This window comes from Oerskovia merdavium (assembly GCF_014836755.1).
GTDB lineage: Bacteria > Actinomycetota > Actinomycetes > Actinomycetales > Cellulomonadaceae > Oerskovia > Oerskovia merdavium.
Map to the genome: position 1 here is coordinate 96255 of NZ_JACSQF010000005.1, position 25894 is coordinate 122148.

Annotated in this window: 24 protein-coding genes; 2 read left to right on the forward strand and 22 right to left on the reverse strand. The window is 73.2% G+C overall.

Annotation, left to right across the window (positions count from 1 at the left end; translation table 11 throughout):
- Positions 1-59 precede the first annotated feature (59 nt).
- The gene (locus tag H9641_RS06455) at positions 60-764 is read right to left on the reverse strand and encodes a response regulator transcription factor (RefSeq protein ID WP_191802063.1); all 705 of its coding nucleotides are present in this window, start codon (positions 762-764) and stop codon (positions 60-62) included.
- The gene (locus tag H9641_RS06460; protein ID WP_191802065.1) at positions 761-2101 is read right to left on the reverse strand and encodes a sensor histidine kinase; all 1341 of its coding nucleotides are present in this window, start codon (positions 2099-2101) and stop codon (positions 761-763) included. The genes H9641_RS06455 and H9641_RS06460 overlap by 4 nt, the downstream gene beginning before the upstream one ends.
- A 179-nt stretch (positions 2102-2280) precedes the next feature.
- On the opposite strand from H9641_RS06460, the gene phoU reads away from it, so the two are divergent.
- Positions 2281-2949, forward strand: a complete 669-nt coding sequence (phoU, locus tag H9641_RS06465; protein WP_191802066.1) for a phosphate signaling complex protein PhoU — start codon at positions 2281-2283, stop codon at positions 2947-2949.
- A 142-nt stretch (positions 2950-3091) separates the two neighbouring features.
- Here phoU and H9641_RS06470 read toward each other — a convergent pair whose 3' ends face one another.
- Complete coding sequence (locus H9641_RS06470) at positions 3092-3829, reverse strand: phosphoglyceromutase (RefSeq protein ID WP_191802068.1); 738 nt, start codon at positions 3827-3829, stop codon at positions 3092-3094.
- A 231-nt stretch (positions 3830-4060) separates the two neighbouring features.
- Here H9641_RS06470 and H9641_RS06475 point away from each other — a divergent pair, with 231 nt between their 5' ends.
- Positions 4061-4498 (forward strand): nitroreductase family deazaflavin-dependent oxidoreductase, encoded by a 438-nt coding sequence (locus H9641_RS06475; protein WP_191802070.1) that lies wholly within the window; start codon positions 4061-4063, stop codon positions 4496-4498.
- A gap of 104 nt (positions 4499-4602) precedes the next feature.
- Here H9641_RS06475 and mshA read toward each other — a convergent pair whose 3' ends face one another.
- From mshA to tilS, 19 genes are all read right to left on the reverse strand, one after another.
- Positions 4603-5838 (reverse strand): D-inositol-3-phosphate glycosyltransferase, encoded by a 1236-nt coding sequence (gene mshA, locus H9641_RS06480; protein WP_191802248.1) that lies wholly within the window; start codon positions 5836-5838, stop codon positions 4603-4605.
- Between the two features lie 29 nt (positions 5839-5867).
- Positions 5868-7022, reverse strand: coding sequence for a lactonase family protein (locus H9641_RS06485; protein WP_191802072.1), 1155 nt, complete (start codon positions 7020-7022; stop codon positions 5868-5870).
- Positions 7023-7127: 105 nt separating this feature from the next.
- Positions 7128-7463: a histone-like nucleoid-structuring protein Lsr2 gene (locus H9641_RS06490; RefSeq protein WP_056645228.1), complete on the reverse strand. Its 336-nt coding sequence runs from the start codon at positions 7461-7463 to the stop codon at positions 7128-7130.
- 91 nt (positions 7464-7554) lie between these two features.
- Positions 7555-7749 carry a hypothetical protein gene (locus H9641_RS06495; protein WP_068626860.1) on the reverse strand — a complete coding sequence of 65 codons (195 nt, stop codon included), beginning with the start codon at positions 7747-7749 and terminating at the stop codon, positions 7555-7557.
- An 80-nt stretch (positions 7750-7829) separates the two neighbouring features.
- On the reverse strand, positions 7830-9341 hold the full coding sequence (gene lysS, locus H9641_RS06500; protein ID WP_191802250.1) for a lysine--tRNA ligase: 1512 nt from the start codon (positions 9339-9341) through the stop codon (positions 7830-7832).
- 142 nt (positions 9342-9483) lie between these two features.
- A complete protein-coding gene (gene nadC, locus H9641_RS06505) occupies positions 9484-10395 on the reverse strand; it encodes a carboxylating nicotinate-nucleotide diphosphorylase (protein WP_318244418.1) in 912 nt (303 codons plus the stop codon).
- Positions 10396-10444: 49 nt separating this feature from the next.
- The gene (locus H9641_RS06510) at positions 10445-12127 is read right to left on the reverse strand and encodes an L-aspartate oxidase (protein WP_191802254.1); all 1683 of its coding nucleotides are present in this window, start codon (positions 12125-12127) and stop codon (positions 10445-10447) included.
- A gap of 53 nt (positions 12128-12180) precedes the next feature.
- Entirely contained in the window at positions 12181-12609 is a 429-nt protein-coding gene (gene panD, locus H9641_RS06515; protein WP_225220106.1) for an aspartate 1-decarboxylase, read from the reverse strand.
- A 53-nt stretch (positions 12610-12662) separates the two neighbouring features.
- Entirely contained in the window at positions 12663-13703 is a 1041-nt protein-coding gene (gene panC / locus H9641_RS06520) for a pantoate--beta-alanine ligase (protein WP_191802074.1), read from the reverse strand.
- Positions 13703-14674: a Rossmann-like and DUF2520 domain-containing protein gene (locus H9641_RS06525; RefSeq protein ID WP_191802076.1), complete on the reverse strand. Its 972-nt coding sequence runs from the start codon at positions 14672-14674 to the stop codon at positions 13703-13705. The genes panC and H9641_RS06525 overlap by 1 nt, the downstream gene beginning before the upstream one ends.
- 3 nt (positions 14675-14677) lie before the next feature.
- Positions 14678-16297: a PH domain-containing protein gene (locus H9641_RS06530; RefSeq protein WP_191802078.1), complete on the reverse strand. Its 1620-nt coding sequence runs from the start codon at positions 16295-16297 to the stop codon at positions 14678-14680.
- Positions 16294-16830 carry a PH domain-containing protein gene (locus tag H9641_RS06535; RefSeq protein WP_191802080.1) on the reverse strand — a complete coding sequence of 179 codons (537 nt, stop codon included), beginning with the start codon at positions 16828-16830 and terminating at the stop codon, positions 16294-16296. The genes H9641_RS06530 and H9641_RS06535 overlap by 4 nt, the downstream gene beginning before the upstream one ends.
- 57 nt (positions 16831-16887) lie before the next feature.
- On the reverse strand, positions 16888-17397 hold the full coding sequence (locus H9641_RS06540; RefSeq protein WP_191802082.1) for a DUF3180 domain-containing protein: 510 nt from the start codon (positions 17395-17397) through the stop codon (positions 16888-16890).
- The gene (gene folK / locus H9641_RS06545; protein WP_318244419.1) at positions 17397-20219 is read right to left on the reverse strand and encodes a 2-amino-4-hydroxy-6-hydroxymethyldihydropteridine diphosphokinase; all 2823 of its coding nucleotides are present in this window, start codon (positions 20217-20219) and stop codon (positions 17397-17399) included. The genes H9641_RS06540 and folK overlap by 1 nt, the downstream gene beginning before the upstream one ends.
- Positions 20216-21169, reverse strand: coding sequence for a dihydropteroate synthase (gene folP / locus H9641_RS06555; RefSeq protein WP_191802260.1), 954 nt, complete (start codon positions 21167-21169; stop codon positions 20216-20218). The genes folK and folP overlap by 4 nt, the downstream gene beginning before the upstream one ends.
- An 82-nt stretch (positions 21170-21251) precedes the next feature.
- A complete protein-coding gene (gene folE / locus H9641_RS06560; RefSeq protein ID WP_191802262.1) occupies positions 21252-21854 on the reverse strand; it encodes a GTP cyclohydrolase I FolE in 603 nt (200 codons plus the stop codon).
- A 10-nt stretch (positions 21855-21864) separates the two neighbouring features.
- Positions 21865-23919: an ATP-dependent zinc metalloprotease FtsH gene (ftsH, locus tag H9641_RS06565; protein WP_191802084.1), complete on the reverse strand. Its 2055-nt coding sequence runs from the start codon at positions 23917-23919 to the stop codon at positions 21865-21867.
- Between the two features lie 233 nt (positions 23920-24152).
- The gene (hpt, locus tag H9641_RS06570) at positions 24153-24707 is read right to left on the reverse strand and encodes a hypoxanthine phosphoribosyltransferase (RefSeq protein WP_056645212.1); all 555 of its coding nucleotides are present in this window, start codon (positions 24705-24707) and stop codon (positions 24153-24155) included.
- Positions 24708-24712: 5 nt separating this feature from the next.
- Positions 24713-25888 (reverse strand): tRNA lysidine(34) synthetase TilS, encoded by a 1176-nt coding sequence (tilS, locus tag H9641_RS06575; protein ID WP_191802086.1) that lies wholly within the window; start codon positions 25886-25888, stop codon positions 24713-24715.
- Positions 25889-25894: the final 6 nt, after the last annotated feature.

Sequence of the window (25894 nt, forward strand, 5' to 3'; positions counted from 1 at the left end):
CGAGCTCTCCGGCCCGGACACGCCGGTGCCCGCCCCGACGGGTCGGCACCGCACCTGAGCTACGCGTCGCCGTCGGCCACCTTGTAGCCCAGCCCACGCACCGTCAGCAGGTAGCGCGGGGTCGCCGGGTCGGGCTCGATCTTCGAGCGGATGCGCTTGACGTGCACGTCGAGGGTCTTGGTGTCACCCACGTAGTCGGCCCCCCACACGCGGTCGATGAGCTGCCCGCGCGTCAGGACCCGGCCCGCGTTGCGCAGCAGCAGCTCGAGCAGGTCGAACTCCTTGAGCGGGAACGAGACGAGCTCGCCGTGCACCGAGACCGTGTGCCGCTCGACGTCCATCTTGACCGGACCGACCTCGAGCGCCCCGTCGTCCTCGGGCTCCCCCGCGGCGGCCTCCGGCCCGCCCTGGCGCCGCAGCACGGCGCGCACGCGCGCGAGGAGCTCCCGGAACGAGTAGGGCTTGGTCACGTAGTCGTCCGCACCGAGCTCGAGCCCCACGACCTTGTCGATCTCGGAGTCCTTGGCCGTGAGCATGATGACGGGCACGTTGCCGCGCTGGCGCAGCTCGCGGCAGACCTCGGTGCCGCTCAGGCCGGGGAGCATGAGGTCGAGCAGCACGAGGTCCGCACCGCCCGCGTCGTAGGCGGCCAGAGCCTCGGGCCCGGTCGCCGCCTCGACGACGTCGAAGCCCTCGCGGGCCAGCTGATAGGTCAGAGGGTCGCGGTACGACTCCTCGTCCTCGACGACCAGGATGCGCGTCACGCACCCACCTCCTTGGTTCTGGGGGACGTGCCGGGGTAGGGATCGGTCTGTGGGTCGCCCGCCCGGGAGGGGGCGGCGACGTCGGTCGGGGCCTGGGCCTCGGTGAGGGGCGGGGTCACGGGAACGTCCGCCGCGCCGTCGGTGTTCTCTGCGCCGCCTGCGTCCTCAGCACCCTCGGTGCCCGACGGCGAAGCCTCCACCGCGGTCGGGTCCGCCGCCGGGATGCGCAGCGTGAACGTGGAACCACGGCCGGGCTCGGACCACATGGTCACCTCGCCGCCGTGGTCGGCAGCGATGTGCTTGACGATGCTGAGGCCGAGGCCCGTGCCGCCCGTGTCGCGCGAGCGCGCGGGATCGACCCGGTAGAACCGCTCGAACACGCGCTGCTGCTCGCCTGCGGAGATCCCGATGCCCTGGTCGACGACAGCGATCTCGACAAGGTCTCCGACGACGCTCACGCCCACCCCGACGCGCGTGTTCTCGCCCGAGTAGGCGACCGCGTTGTCGAGCAGGTTGCGGACCGCGGTCACGAGCAGCGCGTGGTCGCCGTAGACGACCGCGTCGAGGTCGCCTCCGACCGTCAGGACGATGCCCTTGCCCTGGGCGTTGGTGCGCGCCCGGTCGACGGACTCCTCGACCACGCCCCGCACAGGGACGGTCGTGACGGCCTGGAGCGCGCCGGCGACCTGGAGGCGGGAGAGCTCGATGATCTCCTGGACCAGCGCGGACAGGCGCGTGGCCTCCTGCTGCATGCGTCCGGTGAACCGGCGGACCGCGACGGGGTCGTCCGCGGCGTCCTGGACCGTCTCGGCGAGCAGCGCGAGCGCGCCCACCGGGGTCTTGAGCTCGTGCGAGACGTTGACGACGAAGTCACGGCGGATCGCGTCGATGCGTCGCGCCTCGGTCCGGTCCTCGGCGAGCACGAGGATGTGGTGCGGGCCGACCTGCGCGACGCGGACCTGGAGCATGACCATGCCGCGGCCGACCGGGCCGCGCGGGAGCTCGAGCTCCTCGTCGCGGATCACCCCGTCGCGCTGGACCTCGGCGATCATGTCGAGGATCGCGGCATGCACGACCGCGTCACCCCGCACCACGCCCAAGGCATAGGCCGGTGGGCTGGCCCGCACCACCTCGCCCTCGCCGTCGAGGACCACGGCGGCCGAGCGCAGCACCGCGAGCACGCGCACCAGCCCCTCGTCGAGCTCGGGGGCCTCCCCGTCGGGCATGCGGTGGGCGCTGCGTTCGCTGAACCGGAACGCGAGCGTCGCGAACACGCCCACGAGCAGCCCGATGACCCCGGCGACGAGCAGCCCGACGCCCTCCTGGATTCCTTCCACGGTTCCAGCGTACGGTCGGAGAGGACCCCGCCGGACCGTCCGCGCCCGTTCCGGGACGGTTCCGGTGCGGCGCGCCCAAGAGTTCACCTGGCGGCGTCCTGTCGTTCACCTGACCGTTCACCTCCCGGTTCACCTGGCCTGACATGGTGGGGGTTGCTGGTCACCATGAAAGGGATGCGATGCGGGAAATCTTCGAGGCCGAGCTCAAGCAGGTCGGTGACGACCTTGCCGAGATGAGTCGCTTGGTCGAGTCTGCCATCAGTCGGGCGGGGACGGCGCTGCTCACTGCCGACCTCCAGCTCGCACAGTCCGTCATCGCGTCCGACCACGCGATCGACGCCCTCGAGCGCGAGCTCGACGAACGCTGCGTCCTGCTGCTCGCGCAGCAGCAGCCGGTCGCGACCGACCTCCGCGTCGTCGTGAGCGCGCTGCGCATGAGCGCGACGCTCGAGCGCATGGGCGACCTCGCCCGGCACGTCGCCCAGGTCGCACGCGGCCGCTACCCGGCGCACGCGATCCACCCTCTGCTGGAGGGGACGTTCGCCCAGATGCACGACGCCGCGACGCGGGTCGCGCGCCGCACCACGACGCTCCTGACGACGCGTGACCTGACGGTCGCAGCGAACGTCGAGCGCGACGACGACCTGCTGGACCACCTGCACCAGGACACGTTCGCGGCGGTCCTGGGCCCGGACTGGACGGGGACCCCGCAGGAGACGGTCGACGTGACGCTCGTGGGCCGCTACTACGAGCGGTTCGGCGACCACGGCGTCTCGATCGCCAAGCGCGTGACGTTCCTCGTCACGGGCGACTTCGCGGACGACCGCGGGCAGGCCGCGCGCGCCTAACGGGTTCCCGGGGGCCCCTCCTCCCGGTGTGCCGGGCCGAGCGTCACGGTGCACGTCTCCCGCTCCACGAACGCCCCCCCGCCCCCCCCCCCCCCCCCCGGGGGGTGCGGCGCCGTCGGGCGTTCGTGGCTGTGCGTCGAGGTCAGCGACCCTGGTTCGCGACCGCGGCCACGGCGGCTGCCGCGGCGTCGGGGTCCAGGTACGTGCCACCCTTGACGATCGGCTTGAAGTTCTCGTCGAGCTCGTAGACGACCGGGATGCCCGTGGGGATGTTCAGGCCCGCGATGTCCTCGTCCGAGATCTCGTCGAGGTACTTCTCGATCGCACGGATCGAGTTGCCGTGAGCGGCGACCAGGACGGTCTTGCCGGCCTTGAGGTCGGGGATGATGTCCGACTCCCAGTAGGGCATCTCGCGCTCGAGGACGTCCTTGAGGCACTCGGTGAGGACCTCGGGCTCGCCGGCGTAGCGCGGGTCGGCGTCCTGCGAGAACTCCGAGCCCTTCTCGATCGCGGGCGGCGGCACGTCGTAGGAACGACGCCACAGCATGAACTGCTCCTCGCCGAACTCCTCGAGCGTCTGCTTCTTGTCCTTGCCCTGGAGCGCACCGTAGTGGCGCTCGTTGAGGCGCCACGAGCGCTTCACGGGGATCCAGTGACGGTCAGCAGCGTCCAGGGCGAGGTTCGCCGTGGTGATCGCGCGACGCAGGAGGGAGGTGTGGACGACGTCCGGCAGGATGCCGGCCTCCTTGAGGAGCTCGCCGCCGCGCTTCGCCTCCTCGACGCCCTTCTCCGAGAGTGCGACGTCCACCCAGCCGGTGAACAGGTTCTTGGCATTCCATTCGCTCTCGCCGTGGCGGAGCAGCACGAGGGTGTAGGTCATGGTCAACATCATCCCGTACCCCGGCGACCGTGGCAGCGCTGTCCCGGGAAATGGTCACCGAACATCTACGGAACGGGAAGTTCCCCCCGAAGAAGGTGGAACACGTCGGGCGTCGGGGGAGCTCGGGCGGGAGCTCACGGGAGCACGACGGAACTCCTGGTGGAACTTCCGGCGGCGAACCGGGAGCTCGCGCCGCGGGAATGGTGACGCGCGCCACGCGTTGGAACAGACATGCCCATCACCGGAGAGTACGCACCGAGCCCCGACGACCGAGCACGCAAGCAGACCGAGCTCTACGAGAGCTCGGGCGGCACCAAGGGCACGACCATGAACGGGATGCCCGTCGTCATCCTGTGGACCCTGGGCGCCAAGAGCGGGAAGATCCGCAAGACCCCGCTCATGCGCGTCGAGCACGACGGCGACTACGCCGTCGTCGCCTCGCTCGGCGGAGCGCCCCAGCACCCCGTCTGGTACTACAACCTCGTGGCGGACCCGCACGTCGAGCTCCAGGACGGCCCCGAGCGCCACGACTACACGGCGCGCGAGGTCACGGGCGAGGAGAAGGCCCTGTGGTGGAAGCGCGCGGTCGAGGCCTACCCGCCGTACGCCGACTACCAGGAGCGCACCGACCGCGAGATCCCGGTCTTCGTGCTCGAACGCCAGGACTGACCCGAGCGGTCCGCAGCGGTGCCCGGCGAGCACGGGCACCGCTCGTCGCGGACGACGGCGGGCGCCGCGCCTCCGCGGGCTGCACCGAGTCGTCGACCGGTCTCTCAGCGGGGGCGCGCGGCCCGCACCTCGGCCGCCTGCGCGTACACCGACAGCATGGCTTCGGCCGTCGCGTCCCAGCCGTAGCGCTCGCTCACGCGCCGGGCGCCTGAGGCGAGCTCGGCGCGACGCGCGTCGTCGGCCAGGAGGTCGCTCAGCGTGCGCGACCACGTCCACGGGTTGTGGTCGGGGACGAGGATGCCCGACACCCCGTCCTCGACGACCGTCCGCAACCCGCCGACGGCCGCGGCGACCACGGGCGTGCCCGACGCCTGCGCCTCGGCCGCGACCAGCCCGAACGACTCGTTGTGGGACGGCACCGCGACGACGTCCGCGGCCCGGTAGTAACGCACGAGCTGCTCGCGCGGCACGGGCGGGCGCACGATCACGTGGTCGGCGACGCCCATCTGGAACGCGAGCGCCTCGAGCTCGCGCACGGCCGTCAGACGACCGCTCGCGCCGCCAAGGACCACGAGGGTCGGCAGCGGCTCGTCGTGGTCCGCGAGGACGCCGAGCGCCCTGACCAGGACGTCGGGCGCCTTGAGCGGCTGGACGCGCCCGGCGAAGAGCACGAGCCTGCCCGCCGTCGGGAGCCCGAGCGCCGCACGCAGCGCCTCCTTGGACTCCCCCGGCGCGGGGGGCGAGAACAGCTCGAGGTCCACGCCCGGCGGCACGACGTGGACCTTCGCGGGGTCGGCCCCGTACTGGTCGACGAGGTCCTTGAACTCCTCGGGCGTGCTCGCCACGAGCGCGTCGGCCTCGGCGACGACCTGTTCCTCGCCGATGATCCGACCGAGCGGCTCCGGGGCGTCACCCGGCGCCAGCGCGGCGTTCTTCACGCGGGCCATGGTGTGCATCGAGTTCACGAGCGGGACGTCCCAGCGGTCGGCCGCGAGCCAGCCCGCCTGTCCCGAGAGCCAGTAGTGCGTGTGGACCACGTCGTACCAGCCGGCGTCCCGCCGGGCCTCGGCCCGCAGGACCCCGGCCGTGAAGGCGCAGAGCTGGCCCGGCAGGTCGTTCTTGTCGAGCCCCTCGAACGGACCGGCCACGACGTGGCGGACCAGGACACCGTCCTCGACCTCGACCACGGGAGGCTGGGCCGACGACGTCGCGCGCGTGAAGATCTCGACCTTCGCCCCGCGTCGCGCGAGCGCCCGCGACAGCTCGGTGATGTACACGTTCATGCCGCCCGCGTCGCCCGTCCCGGGCTGGTCGAGCGGCGAGGTGTGCACCGAGAGCATCGCGATGCGCGGGGACTCCTTCACGGCGCTCAGGCCTCCACGACGCACGCGGGCACGGGGACCGCCAGCTCGTCGACGAGCACGCCCGACCCGTCCTCCCGGTCGATCCGCAGGACCGTGAGGTTGGAGGAGTTCTGGTTCGCGACGACCACCAGGTCGCCCGCAGGAGTGCCGTCGCCCACGGGGGCCAGCACCGCGAAGTGCCGCGGCCACGCCCCGCCCAGCGGGGAGTCGGCGAGGTGCTCGAGGACGGGAGCGGCGCCGTCGGGCCCTGCGGCGTCCCGCGTGACGGCGAACGTCGAGAGCACGTCCGCCCCCCGGATCGCGACGAACAGGCACGAGCCGTCCGCGCTCAGCGCGACGTGCGAGGGGTAGCTGCGGCCCCCCGCGGGCAGCGGGGCCGCGGTCGCCGGGACCGAGCTCGCCACCTCGAACGAGCCGTCCGCGGCCGGGACCAGGACGTAGACGCGCGAGTCGAGCTCGGTCGCGACGAGCAGGGCCGCGGGGGCTCCCTGCGCCCCGGCCTCGCCGGGCAGGACCGCGAAGTGACGCGGCCCCGCACCGCCGGGGAACGTCGCGAGGACTCGCGCGGGGACCCCGCCGTCCGCCTGGGCCCGCAGCGCGTCGAGCGCGCGCGGGTAGGCGCGCAGCTCGTCCGTCCCCAGGTCCGCCACGACCGGCGCGCCCCCGACCTCGCCGACGAAGTGGGCGTGCGGTCCTTCCTGGCGCTCGGCGTCGGGTCCCGTGCCCTGGTGCCCGAGCCGCAGCGCCTCGGTCGGGGCTCCCTCGGCGTCGAGCGGCAGCACCGCGAACGTGCCGTCACCGTAGTTGGCCACCCACAGGGCGTCGTCGACCGCCACGACGTGGCAGGGGTAGGAGCCACCGCTGGGCACGACGCCCAGCGGGGCGAGCCCACCGTCCGCCGTGAGCGCGAACCCGCTCACCGCACCGTGCTCGGTCTCCGTGACCGCGTACAGCCGGGAGCCGTCCGGGTCGAGCGCGAGGAAGGACGGCGAGGGCGTGACCGCGACCAGTGCCGCCTCGCCCAGCTCACCCGTGGCCGCGTCGACCTCGAGACGCCAGATCCCCTCGCCGCTCCCGGCGTCCGCCCCGTCCGGGTACGTACCGAGCCACAGGGTCCGAGAGGTCGCGGCGGCCACGGGCGCCGACGAGGTAGAAGTCATGCACAGAGCCTAGTAGCACCCGGACATGCGTCAGGGGCGTCCTGACCAGGCCTCCGCGCTGCGGAGAACCGGTCAGGACGCCCCTGACGGAAGACGTCGGCGAATTCAGTTCGCCGCGTCGAATGCCTGCTGGATGTCGGCCGAGATACGACCGCGCTCGCTCACCGTGTAGCCGTTGTTCCGGGCCCATTCACGGATCTCCGTCGCACGCGACGGGCCGGCTGCGGAAGAACGCGCCTTCTTGGCCGCCGGACGCGCAGCGCCACGCGTGACCTTGCGCGCGTGACCGACCCACTTCGAGAATGCTTCACGCAATTCCTCGGCGTGCGCCGAGCTGAGGTCGATCTCGTAGGAGACGCCGTCGAGGGCGAACGTCACGGACTCGTCGGCAGACCCACCGTCGACGTCGTCGACGAGAATTACCTGAACCTTCTGTGCCACAGTGCTACCTCGCGTCTTCGAGAATTGATGCTGGTATCTCGAAGTGTGCCATTCTCATGGAATCACGTCAAAGCGAAAGCAGCGTGCCGGGCTACCGAGAAGTCGTCGAGGATTCCTGTGCCGCCCGTTCCTGACGCTCTGCCGCGTCCGCCTGGGCGTCGAGCTCTGCCATGGCAAGGCGTTCCGTGCGGTCCGAACGGATGATGGCGCGCATCGCGAAAAAGAAGAGGATACCGACCCCGACCGACGGGATCAGCGCATAGACGGCCGGCCAGAAATCAGTCATGCCCGCCAGTCTACGACCGGCTCACGGGTGCTGGGTACGTCTCCCGCGACGCACCCAGCCCCCGCACCGTCACCTGGACGTCACTGAGCAGGCTTGACCAGCGGGAAGAGGATGGTCTCGCGGATCCCGTGGCCGGTCAGGGCCATGAGCAGGCGGTCCAGCCCCATGCCCATGCCGCCCGACGGGGGCATCGCGTACTCCATGGCTGTGAGGAAGTCCTCGTCGAGGCGCATGGCCTCGTCGTCACCCGCTGCGGCCAGGAGCGCCTGCGCCTCGAAACGCTGACGCTGGATGACCGGGTCGACGAGCTCCGAATAGGCCGTGGCCAGCTCGAATCCGCGGACGTAGAGGTCCCACTTCTCGACCTGCCCCTTGACGGTGCGGTGGTCGCGGGTCAAGGGGGAGGTCTCGACCGGGAAGTCGCGGACGAACGTCGGTGCGTACAGGTGGTCGCCCACGAGGTGCTCCCAGATCGCCTCGACGAGCTTGCCGTGCCCGGCACGCTTGGTGTCGTAGGAGATCTCGAGGCGGTCCGCGATCTTGGACAGGTGTTCCACCGACGTTTCCGGGGTGATCTCCTCTCCCAGCGCCTCGGAGAGCGAGTCGTACATCTTGAGCTGCGCCCATTCACCGCCGAGGTCGTATTCCTCACCGCCCGGAAGCTCGACCACCGTGGTTCCCAAGGTGTCCAGCGCGGCACGCTGCACGAGGTTCTGGGTCAGCTCGGCCATGGTGTTGTAGTCGCCGTAGGCCTCGTACGCCTCGAGCATCGCGAATTCCGGCGAGTGCGTCGAGTCGGCGCCCTCGTTACGGAAGTTGCGGTTGATCTCGAACACGCGCTCGACACCTCCGACGACCGCACGCTTGAGGAAGAGCTCGGGAGCGATCCGCAGATACAGCTCCATGTCGAACGCATTCATGTGCGTCGTGAACGGACGCGCCGCCGCACCACCGTGAATGGTCTGCAGCATGGGCGTCTCGACCTCGAGATAGCCGCGCTCGTGGAAGTTCTCGCGCAACGACCGCACCACGCCCGCGCGCAGGCGGACCATGTCGCGCGCGGCAGGGCGGGCGATCAGGTCGACGTAGCGCTGGCGGACCCGGCTCTCCTCCGAGAGCTCCTTGTGCAGCACGGGCAGCGGACGCAGCGACTTCGCGGCGATCTTCCACTCGTCCGCGAAGATGCTCAGCTCACCGCGGCGCGAGCTGATGACGCGCCCGTGGGCGAACAGGTGGTCCCCCAGGTCGACGTCGGCCTTGAACGCGGCGAGCGACTCCTCGCCCACGACGGCCTGGCTCAGCATGACCTGGAGACGGTTGCCCTCACCGTCCTGGAGCGTGACGAAGCAGAGCTTGCCCGTGTTGCGCAGGAACACGACACGACCGGCCACGCCCACGACGTCGTCGGTCTCCTGGCCGCTCTCCAGGTGCTCGTACGCCGCACGGACCTGGGCGATCGTGTGCGTGCGCGGCACCGAGACCGGGTACGCCTCCTCGCCCTGCGCCAGCAGGCGCTCGCGCTTCTCGCGCCGGACCCGCAGCTGCTCGGGGAGGTCGTCGGACTCGTCGACCGGCACCGGGGCGGTGGGCACGACGGGCGTCTCGTCGGAAGCGGGCACGGCAGCGGCAGCGGGATCGGGGGAGGTCACGCGTCGATTCTACCGGGGAGCGCCGGAAGGGTCTCCGGCGCTCCCCCGCGGTGCTCGTCCCGTCCCGTCCGCAGGGCGGGGCGGCTCAGCCGATCAGGTCGAGGGCCAGGTCGAGGATGGGCGCCGAGTGCGTGAGGGCACCGACCGACAGGTAGTCGACCCCGGTCCCGGCGACCTCGCGCGCCCGGTCGAGGGTCAGGTTGCCCGTGGCCTCGAGCTCGATCTTCGCGGGACCGCCCGGGACGCCCTCGCGCTCGCGCACCCGGCGGACGGTGTCCGCGAGCACGGGCGTGGGCATGTTGTCGAGGAGCAGGAAGTCGGCGCCCGCGTCGAGGGCCTCCATGGCCTGGTCGGTCGTGTCGGCCTCGACCTGGATCAGGACGTCGGGGAACATCGCACGGACGGCCTCGATCGCTCCCGCCACCGAGCCCGCGGCGACGACGTGGTTGTCCTTGACCATCGCGACGTCGTAGAGCCCCATGCGCTTGTTCGTGCCACCGCCGGCGCGCACCGCGTACTTCTCGAGGGCGCGCAGGCCCGGGGTGGTCTTGCGCGTGTCAAGCACCTGGGCGCCCGTGCCGTCGAGCTCGCGGGCCCACGCGCGGGTCGCGGTCGCGACGCCGCTCGCCCGGCTCGCGAGGTTGAGGAGCGTGCGCTCGGCCGTGAGGATCACCTGGACCGGGCCCGTGAGGGCCGCGAGGACACGGCCGCGGGTCACGGCGTCGCCGTCCTGCGCGGTGAAGGTGACCGTGACGGGCGCGAGCCCGAAGCGCTCGGCGACCTGCCGGGTGACCTCCTCCACGACCACGAGGCCGGCCACGACGCCGTCGGCGCGCGCCACGAGGTGGGCCGTCCCCGTGCCCGACGGCGGCACGGTCGCCTGGGTGGTCACGTCCCGGCCGGGCGTGGGGCCGAGGTCCTCGTCGAGGGCACGCGTGACGATGTCGGCGACCCACCGGGGGTCGAGACCGGGCTCGATGAGAGAGGGAGAGTTCACGCGCTCACGCTACCCCCGGTCGGCCGCGCCCCCCGGTCCGCTCCGTACCTCAGACGAGCCGCAGCTCCCCGTCGGCACCGAGCGTGACCTCGATCCGCCGGGCCCACGCGGGGCGAACCTCCGGGAAGTCGGTGCGGAAGTGCCCGCCCCGGCTCTCCTCGCGCAGCAGCGCCGCCTCGGTCAGCGCGGTCGCCACCTGGTGGACGTTCGTCGTCTCCCACTCGGCGGTCTGCGGCGCCGCGACCACGTCGGTCGCCCGGTGGGCGTCCGTGCGGACCGCCGCGAGCTTGTCGGCCGCGGTGCGCAGCCCCTCGCCGTCGCGGATCACGCCCGGCCCTGCCGACGAGATCGACTGGACGCGCGACCGGGCCGCCGCGGGCACGAGCGCGGCCTCGCCGGCCCGTTCCACGGGCTCGCCGAGCGGCAGCTCGCCGGCCGCGACGCGCGCGGTGATCTCCCGCGCGGCACGGTAGGCGAAGACCAGGCCCTCCAGGAGGGAGTTCGACGCGAGCCGGTTCGCGCCGTGCACCCCGGTGCACGCGACCTCGCCCACGGCGTAGAGGCCGTCGAGCGTCGAGCGCCCGTGCAGGTCCGTGACGATCCCGCCCGAGTGGTAGTGCTGGGCGGGCGCGACCGGGATCGGCTCCTCGGTCAGGTCGATGCCCTGGTCGAGCAGGCGCTCGGTGATCGTCGGGAACCGCTTGCGCAGGAAGTCGGCGCCGAGGTGCCGGGCGTCGAGCAGGACGTGGTCGGAGCCCGTGGCCGCCATCTGGCGCACGATCGCGTGCGCCACGACGTCCCGCGGAGCGAGCTCCGCCATCGGGTGGACCGCGGGCATGAACCGGTGGCCGTCGGTGTCGAGGAGGATCGCGCCCTCACCGCGCACGGCCTCCGAGATCAGCGGGAGCTGCCCCTTGGCGCCGAGACCGAGCCACAGCACGGTCGGGTGGAACTGCACGAACTCGACGTCGCCGAGCGTCGCGCCGGCCCGCAGCGCGGCTGCCATGCCGTCGCCCGTGGCCTGGGGCGGGTTGGTCGAGGAGCGGAAGACCTGGCCGATCCCGCCCGTCGCGAGCACGACCGCCCGGCCGAGGGCCGCGCCCACGCCGTCGCGCGACCCCTCGCCGCGCACGTGGAGCGTGACGCCGCACGCCCGCTCGCCGCCCGGGGCGTCGGGCGAGGTGGTCAGGACGTCGAGCACGAGCGCGTTCTCGATGACCTCGATGCCCGGGTCGGCGAGCACGGCCTCGAGCTGGGCCACGAGCGCCCGGGAGATCTCCGCGCCCGTGGCGTCGCCGCCTGCGTGCGCGATGCGGTCCGCGTGGTGGCCGCCCTCGCGCGTGAGCGCGATGTCGCCGCCGGGCGCGAGGTCGAAGTTCGCCCCGCGTCCCACGAGCTCGCGCACGCGCTCCGGCCCCTCGGTCACGAGGACCTCGACCGCTGCCGGGTCGCACAGGCCCCCGCCCGCTGCGAGCGTGTCCTCGAGGTGGGCTGCCGGGGAGTCCGACGGGTCGAGCGCCGCGGCGATGCCGCCCTGCGCCCAGACGGTCGACCCGGACGACAGCTCGCCCTTGGTCACCAGCAGGACGCGCGGGACGTGCGTGCGCAGCTCGAGCGCCGCGGTGAGCCCCGCGATGCCGGATCCGACGACGATCGCGTCGGCCGTCGTCGTCCACCCCGGGGCGGGGGCCGCCAGGCGGCGGGCGAGACGGCGGGGAACCCGGCCGTCCACGCCCGGCAGGTAGCCCTGCGCGGACTCGACGAGCGGCGCCTGCGCGGCCTGGGTCACTCGACCGAGGCGGACTGGAAGGGGGCGATGGGCAGCCCGCTCGGCTCGAGGTCGTACCCCTCGGGCACGAGGCCCGGCTCGTCGCTGACCTCGACGATGCGGTTCTCCTCGTCGACGAACACGACGTTCGGCAAGAAGTGGCGCGCCTCGTGGTCGGCGATCATGCCGTAGGCGATGAGGATGACGGTGTCCCCGGGGTGCACCAGGTGCGCGGCCGCACCGTTGATGCAGACCTTGCCCGAGCCGCGCTCGCCCGGGATCGCGTACGTCGTCAGGCGTGAGCCGTTGGTGACGTCGACGATGTCGACCTGCTGGCCGGAGATGATGTCCGCGGCCTCGAGGAGGTCCACGTCCACGGTCACGGACCCGACGTAGTGGAGGTCCGCCTGCGTCACGGTGGCGCGGTGGATCTTCCCGATCATCATGGGTCGCTGCAAGGAAGCGGGGCGGCGCGTGCCGTCCTGCGGTCCCGTCTGGGTCACTGCGTGCCTCCTGGGCGGGCCGTGCTCGTGACGGGGGGCGCCACGTCCACGGCCAGGTTGTCGATCAGTCGGGTGGAGCCCACACGTGCCGCCACGAGCAGCAGCGCGGGTCCCACGTACTCCGGTTCCAGGTCGTCCACGGTAGTCGGGTCGACCAGCGCGAGGTAATCGACCACAACGCCGGGGTGCTCGTTGAGCATTCCCGAGGCCACCTCGATGGCCCCCGCACCGCCCTGTCCCGCCGCGGCGGCCTCGGCTCCGGCACGCAGAGCCCGGCTCAGCGTCAGCGCGTCGGCGCGCTCCTGCGCGGACAGGTACGCGTTCCGCGAGGACAGCGCGAGCCCGTCGTCGTCGCGCACGATCGGCACACCGACGACCTCGACGTCGACGTTCAGGTCGGCGACCATGCGGCGGATCGCGAGGAGCTGCTGCGCGTCCTTCTCGCCGTAGAACGCGACGTCGGGCCGCGTCAGGTGCAGGAGCTTGAGCACCACGGTCAGCACGCCGTCGAAGTGGCCGGGGCGGAACGCCCCCTCGAGGACCGTGCCGATGCGCCCCGACGTGACGCGCACGATCGGGTCCCCCCCGGGGTACATCTCCTCGACCGAGGGCGCGAACACGAGGTCCACGGCCGGGCGGCCGGGCGCGGGCTCGGGGAGCCCTGCGAGGAGCGCCACGTCGGCGTCGAGGTCGCGCGGGTAGCGGTCGAGGTCTTCGTCGGGCCCGAACTGCAAGGGGTTCACGAAGACCGTGACGACGACCTGCCCCGTGGGGCCGACGCGCTCGCGCGCCGCGCGCACGAGCTGCAGGTGCCCGTCGTGGAGCGCACCCATGGTCATGACGACGGCCCGCGTCGCGCGGTCCGCGTCGCCGTGCCCGTCGGGTCCGGCAGGGCCGGTGCCCTGGGTGCCCGACGGCGCAGCGCCCGCAGGCGCGCGGGCGGCGGTCCGGGCAGGGGCCTCCAGGGCCGTGCGCAGCGCGGAGCGGGTCCGCACGACGAGCGGCTGCGCACCGGTGGTGGGCGTGGGGACAGACATCACTGACCTTCCTCGAGGACGTCGAGCAGCTCCTGGGCCTGGCGGGCGTCGATGCGCCCCGCGGCCAGGGCCCGGCTGGTGGCTCCGCGGCTGAGCTCGCGGTAGGACGCGGGCACGTCGGTCGCGGCGACGTGCGGAGCGGACTCCTGGGCCGAGGTCACGGCCAGCGCGCGCAGGACCTCGAGGTGCTCGGCGACCGTGCCCACGTCCCCGCGCGACACCGGACCCGTCAGGGCCGAGATGGCCCCCGGGCCCGCTCCCCCGCCCGCGTCGGCGGACCGCGTCGCGCCGTCGAGCGCGGCCGACAGCAACGGGGCCAGCACGCGCCCCGGCTGCTCGACGCCCGCGGCCTCGAGGGCCTGCGCGGCCTGCGCGACGAGGACCACGAGGTGGTTCGCGCCGTGCGCGAGCGCGGCGTGGTAGAGCCCGCGCGCCCCCTCCTCGAGGATCACCGGCTCGCCACCGAGCTCGACCACGAGCGCCTGCCCGATGGGCTGGACCGGTGCCGGTCCCGTGACCGCGAACGTCGTGCCCTCGAGGCGCGACAGGTCGAGCGAGGTACCGGAGAACGTCATGGCAGGGTGGATCGCGAGCGGGATCGCGCCGAGCGCGCGCGCCGGGTCGAGCACCCCCGCGCCGTACCGTCCGGACGTGTGCACGACGATCTGCCCGCCCTGCCACGCCCCGACCTCGGCGAGGCCCGAGACCAGGCCCGGGAGCGCGTCGTCGGGCACCGCGAGCAGGACGAGCTCCGCACGCCGCACGACCTCCTCGACCTCGAGCACGGGGACCCCGGGGAGGAGCATCTCGATGCGCTCGCGCGACGCCTCGGAGATGCCGCTCGCCCCCACCACCGCATGGCCCGTCGCGCGCAGCGCGCTGCCCAGGACCGCGCCCACGCGGCCCGCGCCCACGACCCCCACGCCCAGCCGCCCGGGGCGCCTGCGCTCGGGCGTTCCTTGGTCGGTCATCCCTCAGTCACCTGTTCCTTCACCGCTCTCGATCCGTTCGACCGCTGCCGCGACCTCGTCGCGCCGCATCCACAGCTCGGGCCCCGCGTGCGCACGCGCCTCGCGGGCACGCCGTGCCTGCTCGTCCATGAGCGCTCCCGCGACGTGCTCGTCCAGGTGGGGCACCGACGGCGTGACGGGGCCGGGCACCGAGTGGACCGCGAACGTCGCGACCCGCAGGCGCCGCTGCCACGGTCCCTGCTCGAGGCCGAGCGACTGCGTGCGCTCGTGCGGCACGATCTCCACCCTGCGCACCAGGCGTCCGCGACGCAGGACCAGGGCCCGGCCCGTGACCGCGAAGCCGTTGCGGCGCCAGGACAACGGGTCGAGGATCCGCGCGCGCCGCGGGGCCGTCGTGAAGTGCGCCCCGGCGTCGATCCCGGACAGGGCCTCGTCGAGCAGCGCGCGCGGGTCGGCCGTGCCGAGGTCCGGCAGGACGAGCCACACCGCGCCCAGGGCCTCGTCGCGCGTGCCGACCGGCAGCAGGACGCTGTTGTTGGTCGTCCCGTCCGAGCTCTGACCGTAGCCCGCCACGTTGACCTCGACGCGCCACCAGTCGGCGCTGCGCCACAGGAGCCCCTGCGTGAGACGGATCGCCTGCACCCGACCGGGCGGGATGGTCTGCGAGCGGGTCTCGAGCAGGCCGTGGCGCAGCCGGATGCCGTCGGGCGAGATCGCGCTGCGGAAGTTGAACTCGCGCGTGAACCGTCCGAACAGGTAGCCGCCGACGCCCAGGACCAGCGGGAGCGCCGTGAACAGCGTCCCGATCTCGCGCGTGCCGACTGCGACCCCGATCAGGCCGAGCACGGCCACGACGAGGACGATCATGGCGACCGTGCGGATCAGCGACCAGATGAGGCGGCCCGGCGGGACCTCCATGACGGGCTGCTCGGGTGCCTCGGGCGCGTCCAGGTGCACGTGCCCGACGACGTCCCCCACCCCGGGGGCACCGGCGCCGTCGACGGGAGCCCCCGCGACGAGCTCCCCACGGGGAGCGTCGCCGACGGCGGGGCTACCGACGGCGCCCCCTGCCGGGGTCCCCGGAGCGACCGCGCGCCGTGCGGGCACCGCGCCGAGACGCAGGCCTGCCGCCCGCGCGAGCAGCTCGGCCCGCAGGTGGTTCGCCTCGTCGAGCTTGAGGAAGCCGAGCTTGATGCCCGAGTCCGAGCCACCTGCGACCTCGAGCTTGAGCTCGGCGAGCCCGAACAGGCGCGCGACGAGCGGCTGGACGATGTCCACCGCCTGGAGGCGGTCCAGGCGCGCCTTGCGCTGCTGCCTGAACAGGACCCCCGTGTGCAGGCGGACGGACTCGTCGTCGATCGCGTAGGTCGTCATGCGCCACGCCAGGGCCGAGTAGCCCAGGCCGATCAGGCCGACCACGAGGATCGCACCCAGGATCTGCCACCAGCCGTTGCCGGCCAGCATGTTCTGCCCCTCGGGGAGCCCCTCGAGGGTCCGGTTGCCGACGATGACGAGCAGGACCGCGATCACGGACCAGCCCCGGACCACCGGGGTCACAGGATGGACGCGATGCCAGGTCAGGTCGGTCGGCGGAGACTCGGGCGGAGTGCTGCGCTCGGTCATAGCCCGGCCAACCGTGCCTCTCCGCGCGATGCGAGACGGTCGCGCAGGCGCTCGGCCTCGGCGGGCTCGAGCCCTTCGATCGACGCGTCCGTCGCGGGCGACGCGGTGTGCAGCTGGACCTGCGCGATCCGGAGCCTGCGCGCCAGCGGGCCGGCCTGCACGTCGACGTACTGCATGCGGCCGTAGGGCACCACCACGAGCGAGCGGAACATCACGCCCTTGCGGATCAGGAGGTCCTCGTCGCGCTCGGCGTAGCCGATCGCACGGACCTGCCGAGGCACGACCACGACGCACCAGACGCCGATCACGACGGCGACGGCCGGGATGATCCACAACCAGACGAGGCTGAAGACCAGCGCGAAGACAGCCCCCAGGACGAACGGCACGAGGAGCGAGATCGCCACCGTGACGAGCCGTGCGGTGACGAGCCGGCTCGAGACACCCTGCCAGGTCACCCCGGGCGGGTCGAAGGGTCCGCTGGGTGCCGTCGCCGGGACCCGGTCGACGGGATGGTCGGAGGCGTGGTCGGTCATGGCCCCATCTTCCCATCCAGGGCGCACGCACCGCGTCCTCCGAAGTGCTGACGCGCGTCAGCCCGCGGCGTCGGCCTCGGGCTCGTGATCGCCGGGCGCCCGCGACCGACCGCCGTTCCCCGGCTCCGTGTCCTCGGGCGGGAGCTGGCAGAACTTCTCCACCACGAGCCCGACGACGGCGAGCACGAGCGCGCACGCCGCCGCGATCCCTGCGGCGATCGCCCGGTCGCGGCGTGCCTCGATCGCCAGGTCGCCGAGCACCGCGACGACCTGTGCCAGGTACCACCCGGCGAGGAGCGAGCCGGTGAGGGCAGCCGCCTTGGCCAGCACCAGGGTGCGTGCCGCGCGCAGCGGGTCGAGCGACGGCCGACGTCCCTTGAGGTACGAGCGGACCGCCCACCCCGCCCAGAACACGGCCGCGGCCAGCCCGACCAGTGCCACGTCCACGATCCAGGGCACCGCGGGCAGGTAGGTCGCGCGGCGCTCGAGCCCGACGACGACGAGCCACCCGAGCAGCGTCGTGGCGACCGTGACGAGCAGGAGCGTCGTGACCTTGGTGCGCTGCATCAGCTCGACGGACCGCGCAGGTCAGCCGGGAAGGACATGGGCACACCCGTGATCGGTTCCTGCTTGACCGGCTGGGCAGGGGGGACGGGCTGTGCCGGGTGCACGGGCTGGAAGGCGCTGGCGGGCGACTCATGGACCGGGCGGAACGCCGGTGCGGCAGGCTCGGGGGCCGGGGCAGGGCGGTCGACGGGCTCGGGGGCGATTGCCGTCTGCGGCGGGAGCTGCGGTCCGGGTGCAGCCTGCTGCGCCGGAGCCGTCAGCGCGGACCAGCTCGGGAGGGCCGGGGCCTCGTCGTCCGAGGAGCCCGTCGGCGGGGTGGCGCCCAGGTGGTCCGCGGCGCCCTGCGCCGACACGTCGGACCACAGCGGCGGGACCTGCGGGTGCGGCGGCTCCTGACCGTCCTGGGGGTGCACGGGGTGGAAGGCCGGGACGAACGGCGCGGGCTCCGCCGGAGCAGCCGGCCGCTCCTGGACGACGGGTGCAGGTGCCGGTGCAGGTGCGGGTGCAGGTGCAGGTGCGAACGCGGGCTGCTCGAGCGCTGCCTGAGGAGCCTCGGGCTCGTCCGGCCTCTCGGGGACCGCCGGCTCGGAGACTGCGGGCTCGGCCGGAGCGAGCTGGTCGGGGGTGGCCTGCGCCGGGGCGGCAGCCGGCTCGTCGACGGGCACCGCCGGCGGGGTCGCGGCCGGGGCGGGCTCGGGCTCTGCGTCCGTCAACCAGTCCAGCGCGAGCCAACGGATGCCCCCACGGTCGGGAGCCGTCGCGGCGAGCGTCGCGACCGGCCCACCGCCGAGCCCGGGCAGGAACGCCTCGGGGGCGACCTGCGCCCAGGGCTCCAGGACGAACGCCCGCTCGTGCGCGCGGGGGTGCGGCAGCTCGAGGTCCTCGGTGATCTCCGCGACCGTGCCGTAGACGATCAGGTCGACGTCCAGCGTGCGCGGGCCGTTGCGCTCCGCACGCACTCGTCCGTGGGCGTTCTCGACGCCCTGGCAGGCCCTGAGCAGGGCTCGCGGCGACAGGGTGGTGCGGGCGAGCAGGATCGCGTTGAGGTAGTCGGGCTGGTCCGGCCCGCCGACTGCTGCGGTCCGGGCGAGCGGCGAGACCTCGGTGATCTCCAGGCCGGAGATCCGGTCGAGGTCCGTGACCGCGTCACGGAGCGTCTGCTGGGCGTCTCCCAGGTTCGCCCCCAGGGCGAGGACGACCGGCACGAAGCCCGCAGGAGCCTCGTCGAGACGATCGGTCACCGGCACGGGCTCGGGCTCGGGTGCCGGCTGTACGGTCGGCTCGGGAGCCGGGGCCGCCGCCGGAGGGAGCGCGGGCTCAGGCGTCGGCTCGGCCGCGGCCGGCGCCTCGGCCGCGAGCTGGGCGGCCTCCAGCGCGGGGACCGTCTCAGCGGTCTCGGCGAGCTCGCCGATGACGGGCGGCTCGGTGTGCGCGACGTGCACGATCTCGACGGGCTGCTCCGGCACGGGGACCGGGTCGACCGGGGCCACCGGGGCGACCGGGGCGACCGGGTCGACCGGGGCGACCGGCGCCAAGGACTCGATCGGCGCCGGCTGAGCCTGCTCGACCGGCTGGTCAGACGCTGCCGGGGCCTCCGGCGCAGTGGGCTCCGAGGGGATCGAGGCGACGGCGGGCTCGACGGACGCCGCGGGCGCGCTCGGCTCGACGAGGGCTGCGGGCACGGGTGCCGCTGCGGGGTGCTCGGCAGGGGTGTCCAGCTCCTCGTCTGCGACCGGCTCGGCCGCAGCGACGGGCACGACCGGCACGAACGACTCAGCAGGAACGGGCTCGTACGCCGCGGCTCCGTGCACCACGGGCGGCTCGGCGCTCTGCGCCTCGGGCGCGACGACCTCGTCGACCGCGACCGGCCCGTCCACGACGGCCGGCGCCGGCGCGGGCGAGACGTCCTCGACGACCACGGGAGCGAAGTCGGGAGCCGGCTCCGGCGCCACGGCCTCGGGGAGAGCCGGGGCCTCGAGGGAGACCGGTGCGACGTCGTCGGGCACGGCCGGAGCTGCCTCCGGGGCAGAGACCTCCTGGACGGCCGCGGGCTCGACCACGACCTCCTCGACGAACGGGGCGGGAGCAGGCGCGCTCAGGGCGTCCTCGGGTGCGCTGTAGAACGAGTCGAGCGCCTCGACGAACTCAGCGTCCGAGACGCTGCTCGTCACGGACTCCGCCGCAGGAGCGCCGAGGTCCTCGGGAACCGCGAGGAAGCCCTGGTCGGTCGAACGGTCGGGGGCCGCGACGGGGGCCGCGGGCGGGATCGACGGAGGCATCACGGCGGGTGCCTCGACGGACGCCCCAGCGGCGGGGCCGGGCTCCCCTACAGAGACGTTCCCGAGCACCGCGGGGGTGATCGACCCGACCGGGAGGGGAACCACGCGAGCGGACTCGACCGCGACCACGGGCACCTTCACGCGGTCGCGACGGATGACGACCTCGACGTCGTCGAACGGCACCGTGATGGGCGCCTGCGGCTTGTGGATCGCGACGTCGACCGCCTCGATCGTCGGGTGACGCAGCGCGACCGCCGCGACCCGCTCGGCGACGGTCTCGATGAGGTCGGCGGGCGAACCGGCCAGGACCTCGACGACGTCCTCCGCGACGACCGCGTAGCTCACGGTGTCCTCGAGGTCGTCGCCGGACGCCGCGCGCCGCGTGTCGAGGTGCAGCACCACGTCGGCACGGAACAGCTGACCGTCGATCCGCTCGTGCTCGAAGACTCCGTGGTGCCCCGTCGCGCTGAGCCCCGTGAGCCGGATCTGGTCGAGGGGGCGACCGTCGGTCCCGTGCACCGCTCCCTGGAACGCTGTGCTCACGTCGTACTCCTGTCGTCGCTGTCGTTCGTTCCGCTGCCGTGCGCCCGCTGCTCCGCCCGGTCGGGCAGGTCCTCGGGACCAGCGGTCCTTCCCGCCGGTGTGCCGGAGGCGACCGCCTCGGCGACCGTTCCCCCGGAGGCATCTTCCCCCGTCGCCCCGGCCCGAGTCCACGCCGCGGCGACCCGCACCGCGTCTGCCGAGGACCGGACCGCGTGCACCCGCACGCACCAGGCACCCGCTGCCGCCGCGAGAGCCGTGATGGCCGCGGTCGCCCCGTCGCGTGCGAGCGGGGGCACGGGCTCGCCGTCCGGACCCGCGAGGAGGTGCCCCAGGAACCGCTTGCGCGAGGCACCGACGAGGATCGGGAAGCCCAGCCCGCGCAGGACGTCGAGGTGCGTCAGGAGAGGCCAGTTCGTGGAGCCCGCCTTGGAGAACCCCAGGCCCGGGTCCAGGACGATCTGCTCGTCCCGCACGCCCGCCGACCGCAGCGCCTCGACGCGTGCGGCGAGCTCGTCGCGCACGTCCGTCACGACGTCGTCGTACTGCTCCAGGTCGTCCATGACGTCCGCGTGCCCGCGCCAGTGCATGACGACGAACACGGCTCCGGTCCTCGCGACCACCCCGGCCATGTCCGGGTCCGCGAGGCCCCCCGAGACGTCGTTGATGATGCGCGCGCCCGCCGCGACGGCCTGCTCGGCGACGAGCGCCCGCGTCGTGTCGACGCTCACGACCGCACCCTGGGCCGAGAGCGCGGAGATCACGGGCAGGACCCGGGCCAGCTCGTCCTCGACCGGGACGCGCCCCGCACCGGGTCGCGTGGACTCGCCCCCGACGTCGAGGACGTCCGCGCCCTCGGCGAGGAGCTCGAGGCCGTGCTCGATCGCCGCGCGCGGCTCGAACCACTCGCCGCCGTCCGAGAAGGAGTCGGGCGTGACGTTGACGACGCCCATGACGAGCGTCCGGTCGAGCTCCCCCAGCTCGGGCAGGAGAGCGGGGGCCGTGCTGTGCTGCGTGTACCGCACCGCGTCGTGCCTACCGTCCCAGGATCAGGCTCATGGCCTCGGCGCGGGTCGCGCCGTCGCGCATCTGGCCGCGCACGGCCGAGGTCACGGTCCGCGAACCGGGCTTGCGCACGCCCCGCATGGACATGCACAGGTGCTCGCACTCGACCACGACGATCACGCCACGGGGCGCGAGGTTCTCGACGAGCGCGTCGGCGATCTGCGACGTCAGGCGCTCCTGGACCTGGGGACGGCGCGCGAACACGTCGACCAGCCGGGCCAGCTTGGACAGCCCTGTGATGCGTCCGTCCGCGTTGGGGATGTACCCGACGTGCGCGACGCCGTGGAACGGCACCAGGTGGTGCTCGCACGTCGAGTAGACCTCGATGTCCTTGACCAGCACCATCTCCTCGTGACCGAGGTCGAACATGGTGGTCAGGACGTCGGAGGGTTCCTGGCGCAGACCCGCGAAGATCTCGCGGTAGGCGCGGGCGACGCGGGACGGGGTCTCCCGGAGGCCCTCGCGGTCCGGGTCCTCCCCCACGGCGAGCAGGAGCTCGCGCACCGCGGCGCGGGCCCGCTCCTCGTCGTACTCGGGGACGTCCGCCGGGGCGCGCAGCCCCTGGTCGGGCACCTGGGCCACGTCAGGCCTGCCCGTCGTCGACCACACGGTCCGCAGGGAGCTCGCCGATACGCTCGGGCGGGAGCTCGTCGGCGGCAGCCGCGGCCTCGTCCTGCGGGACCACGATGGGGTGCCCCTGGGGGTCCTTGGGCATGGTGGCCTTCTCGGCCTCGGTCAGGACCGGGGGCCGCTGCGAGACCGACCGCTGCTCGCTCGAGAGCCAGACCTCGCGCGCGTCGCGCTTGACGACGGGAGCGAAGATCTCGGCGAGCTCGGCCTGGTTGAGCGTCTCCTTCTCGAGCAGCTCGAGGACCAGGTGGTCGAGCACGTCGCGGTACTGGACGAGCACCTCCCAGGCCTCGTCGTGGGCCGACTCGACCAGGCGTCGGACCTCGTGGTCGACCGTGCCCGCGACCGACTCGGAGTAGTCGCGCGTGTGGCCCATGTCGCGGCCCATGAAGGGCTCACCCGCACCCGTCCCGAGCTTGATCGCGCCGACGCGCTCGCTCATGCCGTACTCGGTGACCATCTTCTTGGCGATCGCGGTCGCCTTCTCGATGTCGTTCGAGGCGCCCGTCGTGGGGTCGTGGAACACGAGCTCCTCGGCCACGCGGCCGCCCATGGCGTAGGCGAGCTGGTCGAGCAGCTCGTTGCGCGTCGTGGAGTACTTGTCCTCGAGCGGCATGACCATGGTGTACCCGAGCGCACGGCCGCGCGGCAGGATCGTCACCTTGGTGACGGGGTCCGTGTAGCGCATGGCCGCGGCGACCAGGGCGTGTCCGCCCTCGTGGTACGCCGTGATCTTCTGCTCCTTGACGTTCATCACGCGGGTCCGCTTCTGCGGGCCGGCGATCACACGGTCGATCGCCTCGTCGAGCGCGCGGTCGTCGATGAGCTGGGCTCCCGAGCGCGCGGTGAGCAGCGCGGCCTCGTTGAGCACGTTCGCGAGGTCCGCACCCGTGAAGCCGGGGGTGCGACGTGCGACGGCCGCCAGGTCGATCTCGGGGACGATCGGCTTGCCCTGGGCGTGCACGGCCAGGATCGCCTCGCGGCCCTTGAGGTCGGGGGCCTCGACCGCGATCTGACGGTCGAAACGGCCCGGGCGCAGGAGTGCGGGGTCGAGGATGTCGGGGCGGTTGGTCGCCGCGATGAGGATGACGTTCGTCTTGACGTCGAACCCGTCCATCTCGACGAGGAGCTGGTTCAGCGTCTGCTCGCGCTCGTCGTGCCCGCCGCCCATGCCGGCGCCGCGGTGACGGCCGACCGCGTCGATCTCGTCGACGAAGATGATGGCCGGCGAGTTCTCCTTGGCCTGCTGGAACAGGTCACGGACACGGCTCGCGCCGACGCCCACGAACATCTCGACGAAGTCCGAGCCGGAGATCGTGTAGAACGGCACGCCCGCCTCGCCGGCGACGGCGCGCGCGAGGAGGGTCTTGCCGGTCCCGGGAGGCCCGTAGAGGAGCACGCCCTTGGGGATCTTGGCGCCCACGGCCTGGAACTTGTCCGGCTCCGCGAGGAACTCCTTGATCTCGTAGAGCTCCTCGACGGCCTCGTCCGCGCCCGCGACGTCCGCGAACGTGACCTGCGGGGTGTCCTTCGAGGCGAGCTTGGCCTTGGACTTGCCGAAGCCCATGACCTTGGAGCCGCCGCCCTGCATGCGGGACAGCAGGAACCAGAACACGAGCCCGATGATGAGGAAGGGCAGGATGAGCGAGAGCGCCGACGCGAGGAACGAGGGACGCGCGATCTCCGAGTTGTAGCCCTTGGGAGGGTTCGCCTCGGTCACGGCGTTCACCACGGCCTCACCCTGGGGCGCGACGTAGAAGAACTCCACGCTCTTGCCCTGGGACTTGCCGTCGACCTCGTAGTTCTCGGTGAGGGTGAGCTGGACGCGCTGGTCCCCGTCGACCAGGAGGGCCTGCTCGACCTTCCCGTCCTTGAGGAGCTCGAGCCCGGTCGAGGTGTCGACGCGGTGGACGCTGGGTCCGGACAGGGCCATGAAGGCGATCCCGAGGATCGCCAGACCCACCACGATCCAGACGATCGGCCCGCTGAGAATCTTCTTGATGTTCATCGGCGACGGGGACGAGCCCCCGCATCCCTCCACTCGCGCAATGGTTCCGCCAGTGAAGTTACACGCACAACCTGGCAGTTGGCTGGTCTGTTCGCCCAGGGCGTGGCTTCGAGGAGCGGCGTCCCGCGCGGGTCGCGGCGTGGGCCGCGGCTCGCCCCGCGGTGGCGGGCGGCGGAGGCGGGACCGAGGTCGTCGCCCCCGCCGCCGTCACCGGTCGGGGCTGGTGTGAGGCGTCAGGACGAGTAGACGTGCGGGGCGAGCGTGCCCACGAACGGCAGGTTGCGGTACTTCTCCGCGTAGTCCAGGCCGTAGCCCACGACGAACTCGTTGGGGATGTCGAAGCCGATGTAGCGCACGTCGACCTCGGTCTTCGCGGCGTCGGGCTTGCGGAGCATCGCCGCGACCTCGACCGAGGCGGGGCCGCGGCTGCGCAGGTTCGACAGCAGCCACGAGAGCGTCAGGCCCGAGTCGATGATGTCCTCGACGATGAGCACGTGGCGCCCCGTGAGGTCGGCGTCGAGGTCCTTGAGGATCCGCACGACACCCGAGGACTTGGTGCCCGAGCCGTAGGACGAGACGGCCATCCAGTCCATCTCGACGTCGTGGTGCAGGCGGCGGGCGAGGTCGGCCATGACCATGACCGCTCCCTTGAGGACGCCCACGAGGAGCAGGTCCTTGCCCGCGTAGTCGCGGTCGATCTGCTCGGCGAGCTCGTCCAGCCTCCCGCGGAGCTGCTCCTCGGTGAGGAGGATGTTCTCGAGGTCGTTGCCGACGTCGGATGAGTCCACGGGTTTCACTCCTGTGCTGGTTCTGCTGATGGGGTTCGCGCGAGCGAGGGGGGCCGTGCAGGCCGTAGGAAGAGTCTCCCACGGGTGCGCGAGGCGCGAAGGTCGCCCGGGAGGTGGGCGGGGCCCTGGCCTCGCCACGCGGTGACCAGGGCGTCGAGCGTCGCCACGTGGCTCGCGAAGAGCGAACCGGCGGGACTCCCGGCCTCCTGGGCCGCGGCGCGCAGTGCCCGACGGCGCAGCGCGGCCGGGGCGGCCGCCAGCACCTGGGTGTCGAGCACCACAGCGACGTCCGCTCGGGTCGCCGGCTCCACGGCACGGGTCGCGGTAGGCGACCCGCCCGGAGCCGCCCGGTCGCCGGCGCTCGCTCCCGCCGGTGCGGGGGGTTCGTCGGGCTCGTCGACCCGTGCCTGGTCGAGCAGCCGGGCCGCGAGGTCGTCGAGCAGGTCGGCGTCCTCACGGAGCTGGTCGGCGGTCCGGGCCAGCGTGAGCGCGACACCCGGGCCGAGCACGTCCTCGAGCACCGGGAGCACCCGGGTGCGCACCTGCGAGCGCAGCGGCAGGTCACCACCGGCCCGGTCCGGGGTCGCGGCGTCGAGCGGGGCCGGACCCCCGTTGGTGGGATCCGTCCACCACGTCAGCCCGTTCGCGGCGCACACGGCCTCGGTGTCGGACCGGCGCAGGCTCAGCAGGGGGCGCCGGTAGATCCCCCGACGCGCGGCCATGCCCGCGAGAGAGCGGGCGCCCGACCCGCGCGCGAGACCCAGCAGCACGGTCTCGGCCTGGTCGTCGAGCGTGTGCCCCAGCAGGACCGCGGCCGCCCCCGTGCGGTGAGCGACGTCGTCGAGCAGGGCGTAGCGCGCGTGCCGCGCGGCCGCCTCGAGCCCGCCCCGCTCCACCACCCGGACGCTGCGCACCTCGACCGGGTCGAGGCCCAGGGCACGGCACTGCTCGCCCGCCCGCGCCGCGACGTCGCCGCTCCCCTCCTGGAGACCGTGGTCCACCACGACCGCGCCCGCCCGCACGCCGTCGCGCGAGGCGACGAACGCGGTCGCGGCCGCGAGCGCGAGCGAGTCCGCACCGCCCGAGCAGGCCACGAGCACGAGCGAGCCGGGCGCGAGGTCGCGCAGCGCGGCGCGCACGGCACGCCGTGCCGCGGCGTCGGCGGGGTGAGGTCCGACCACGGCGCG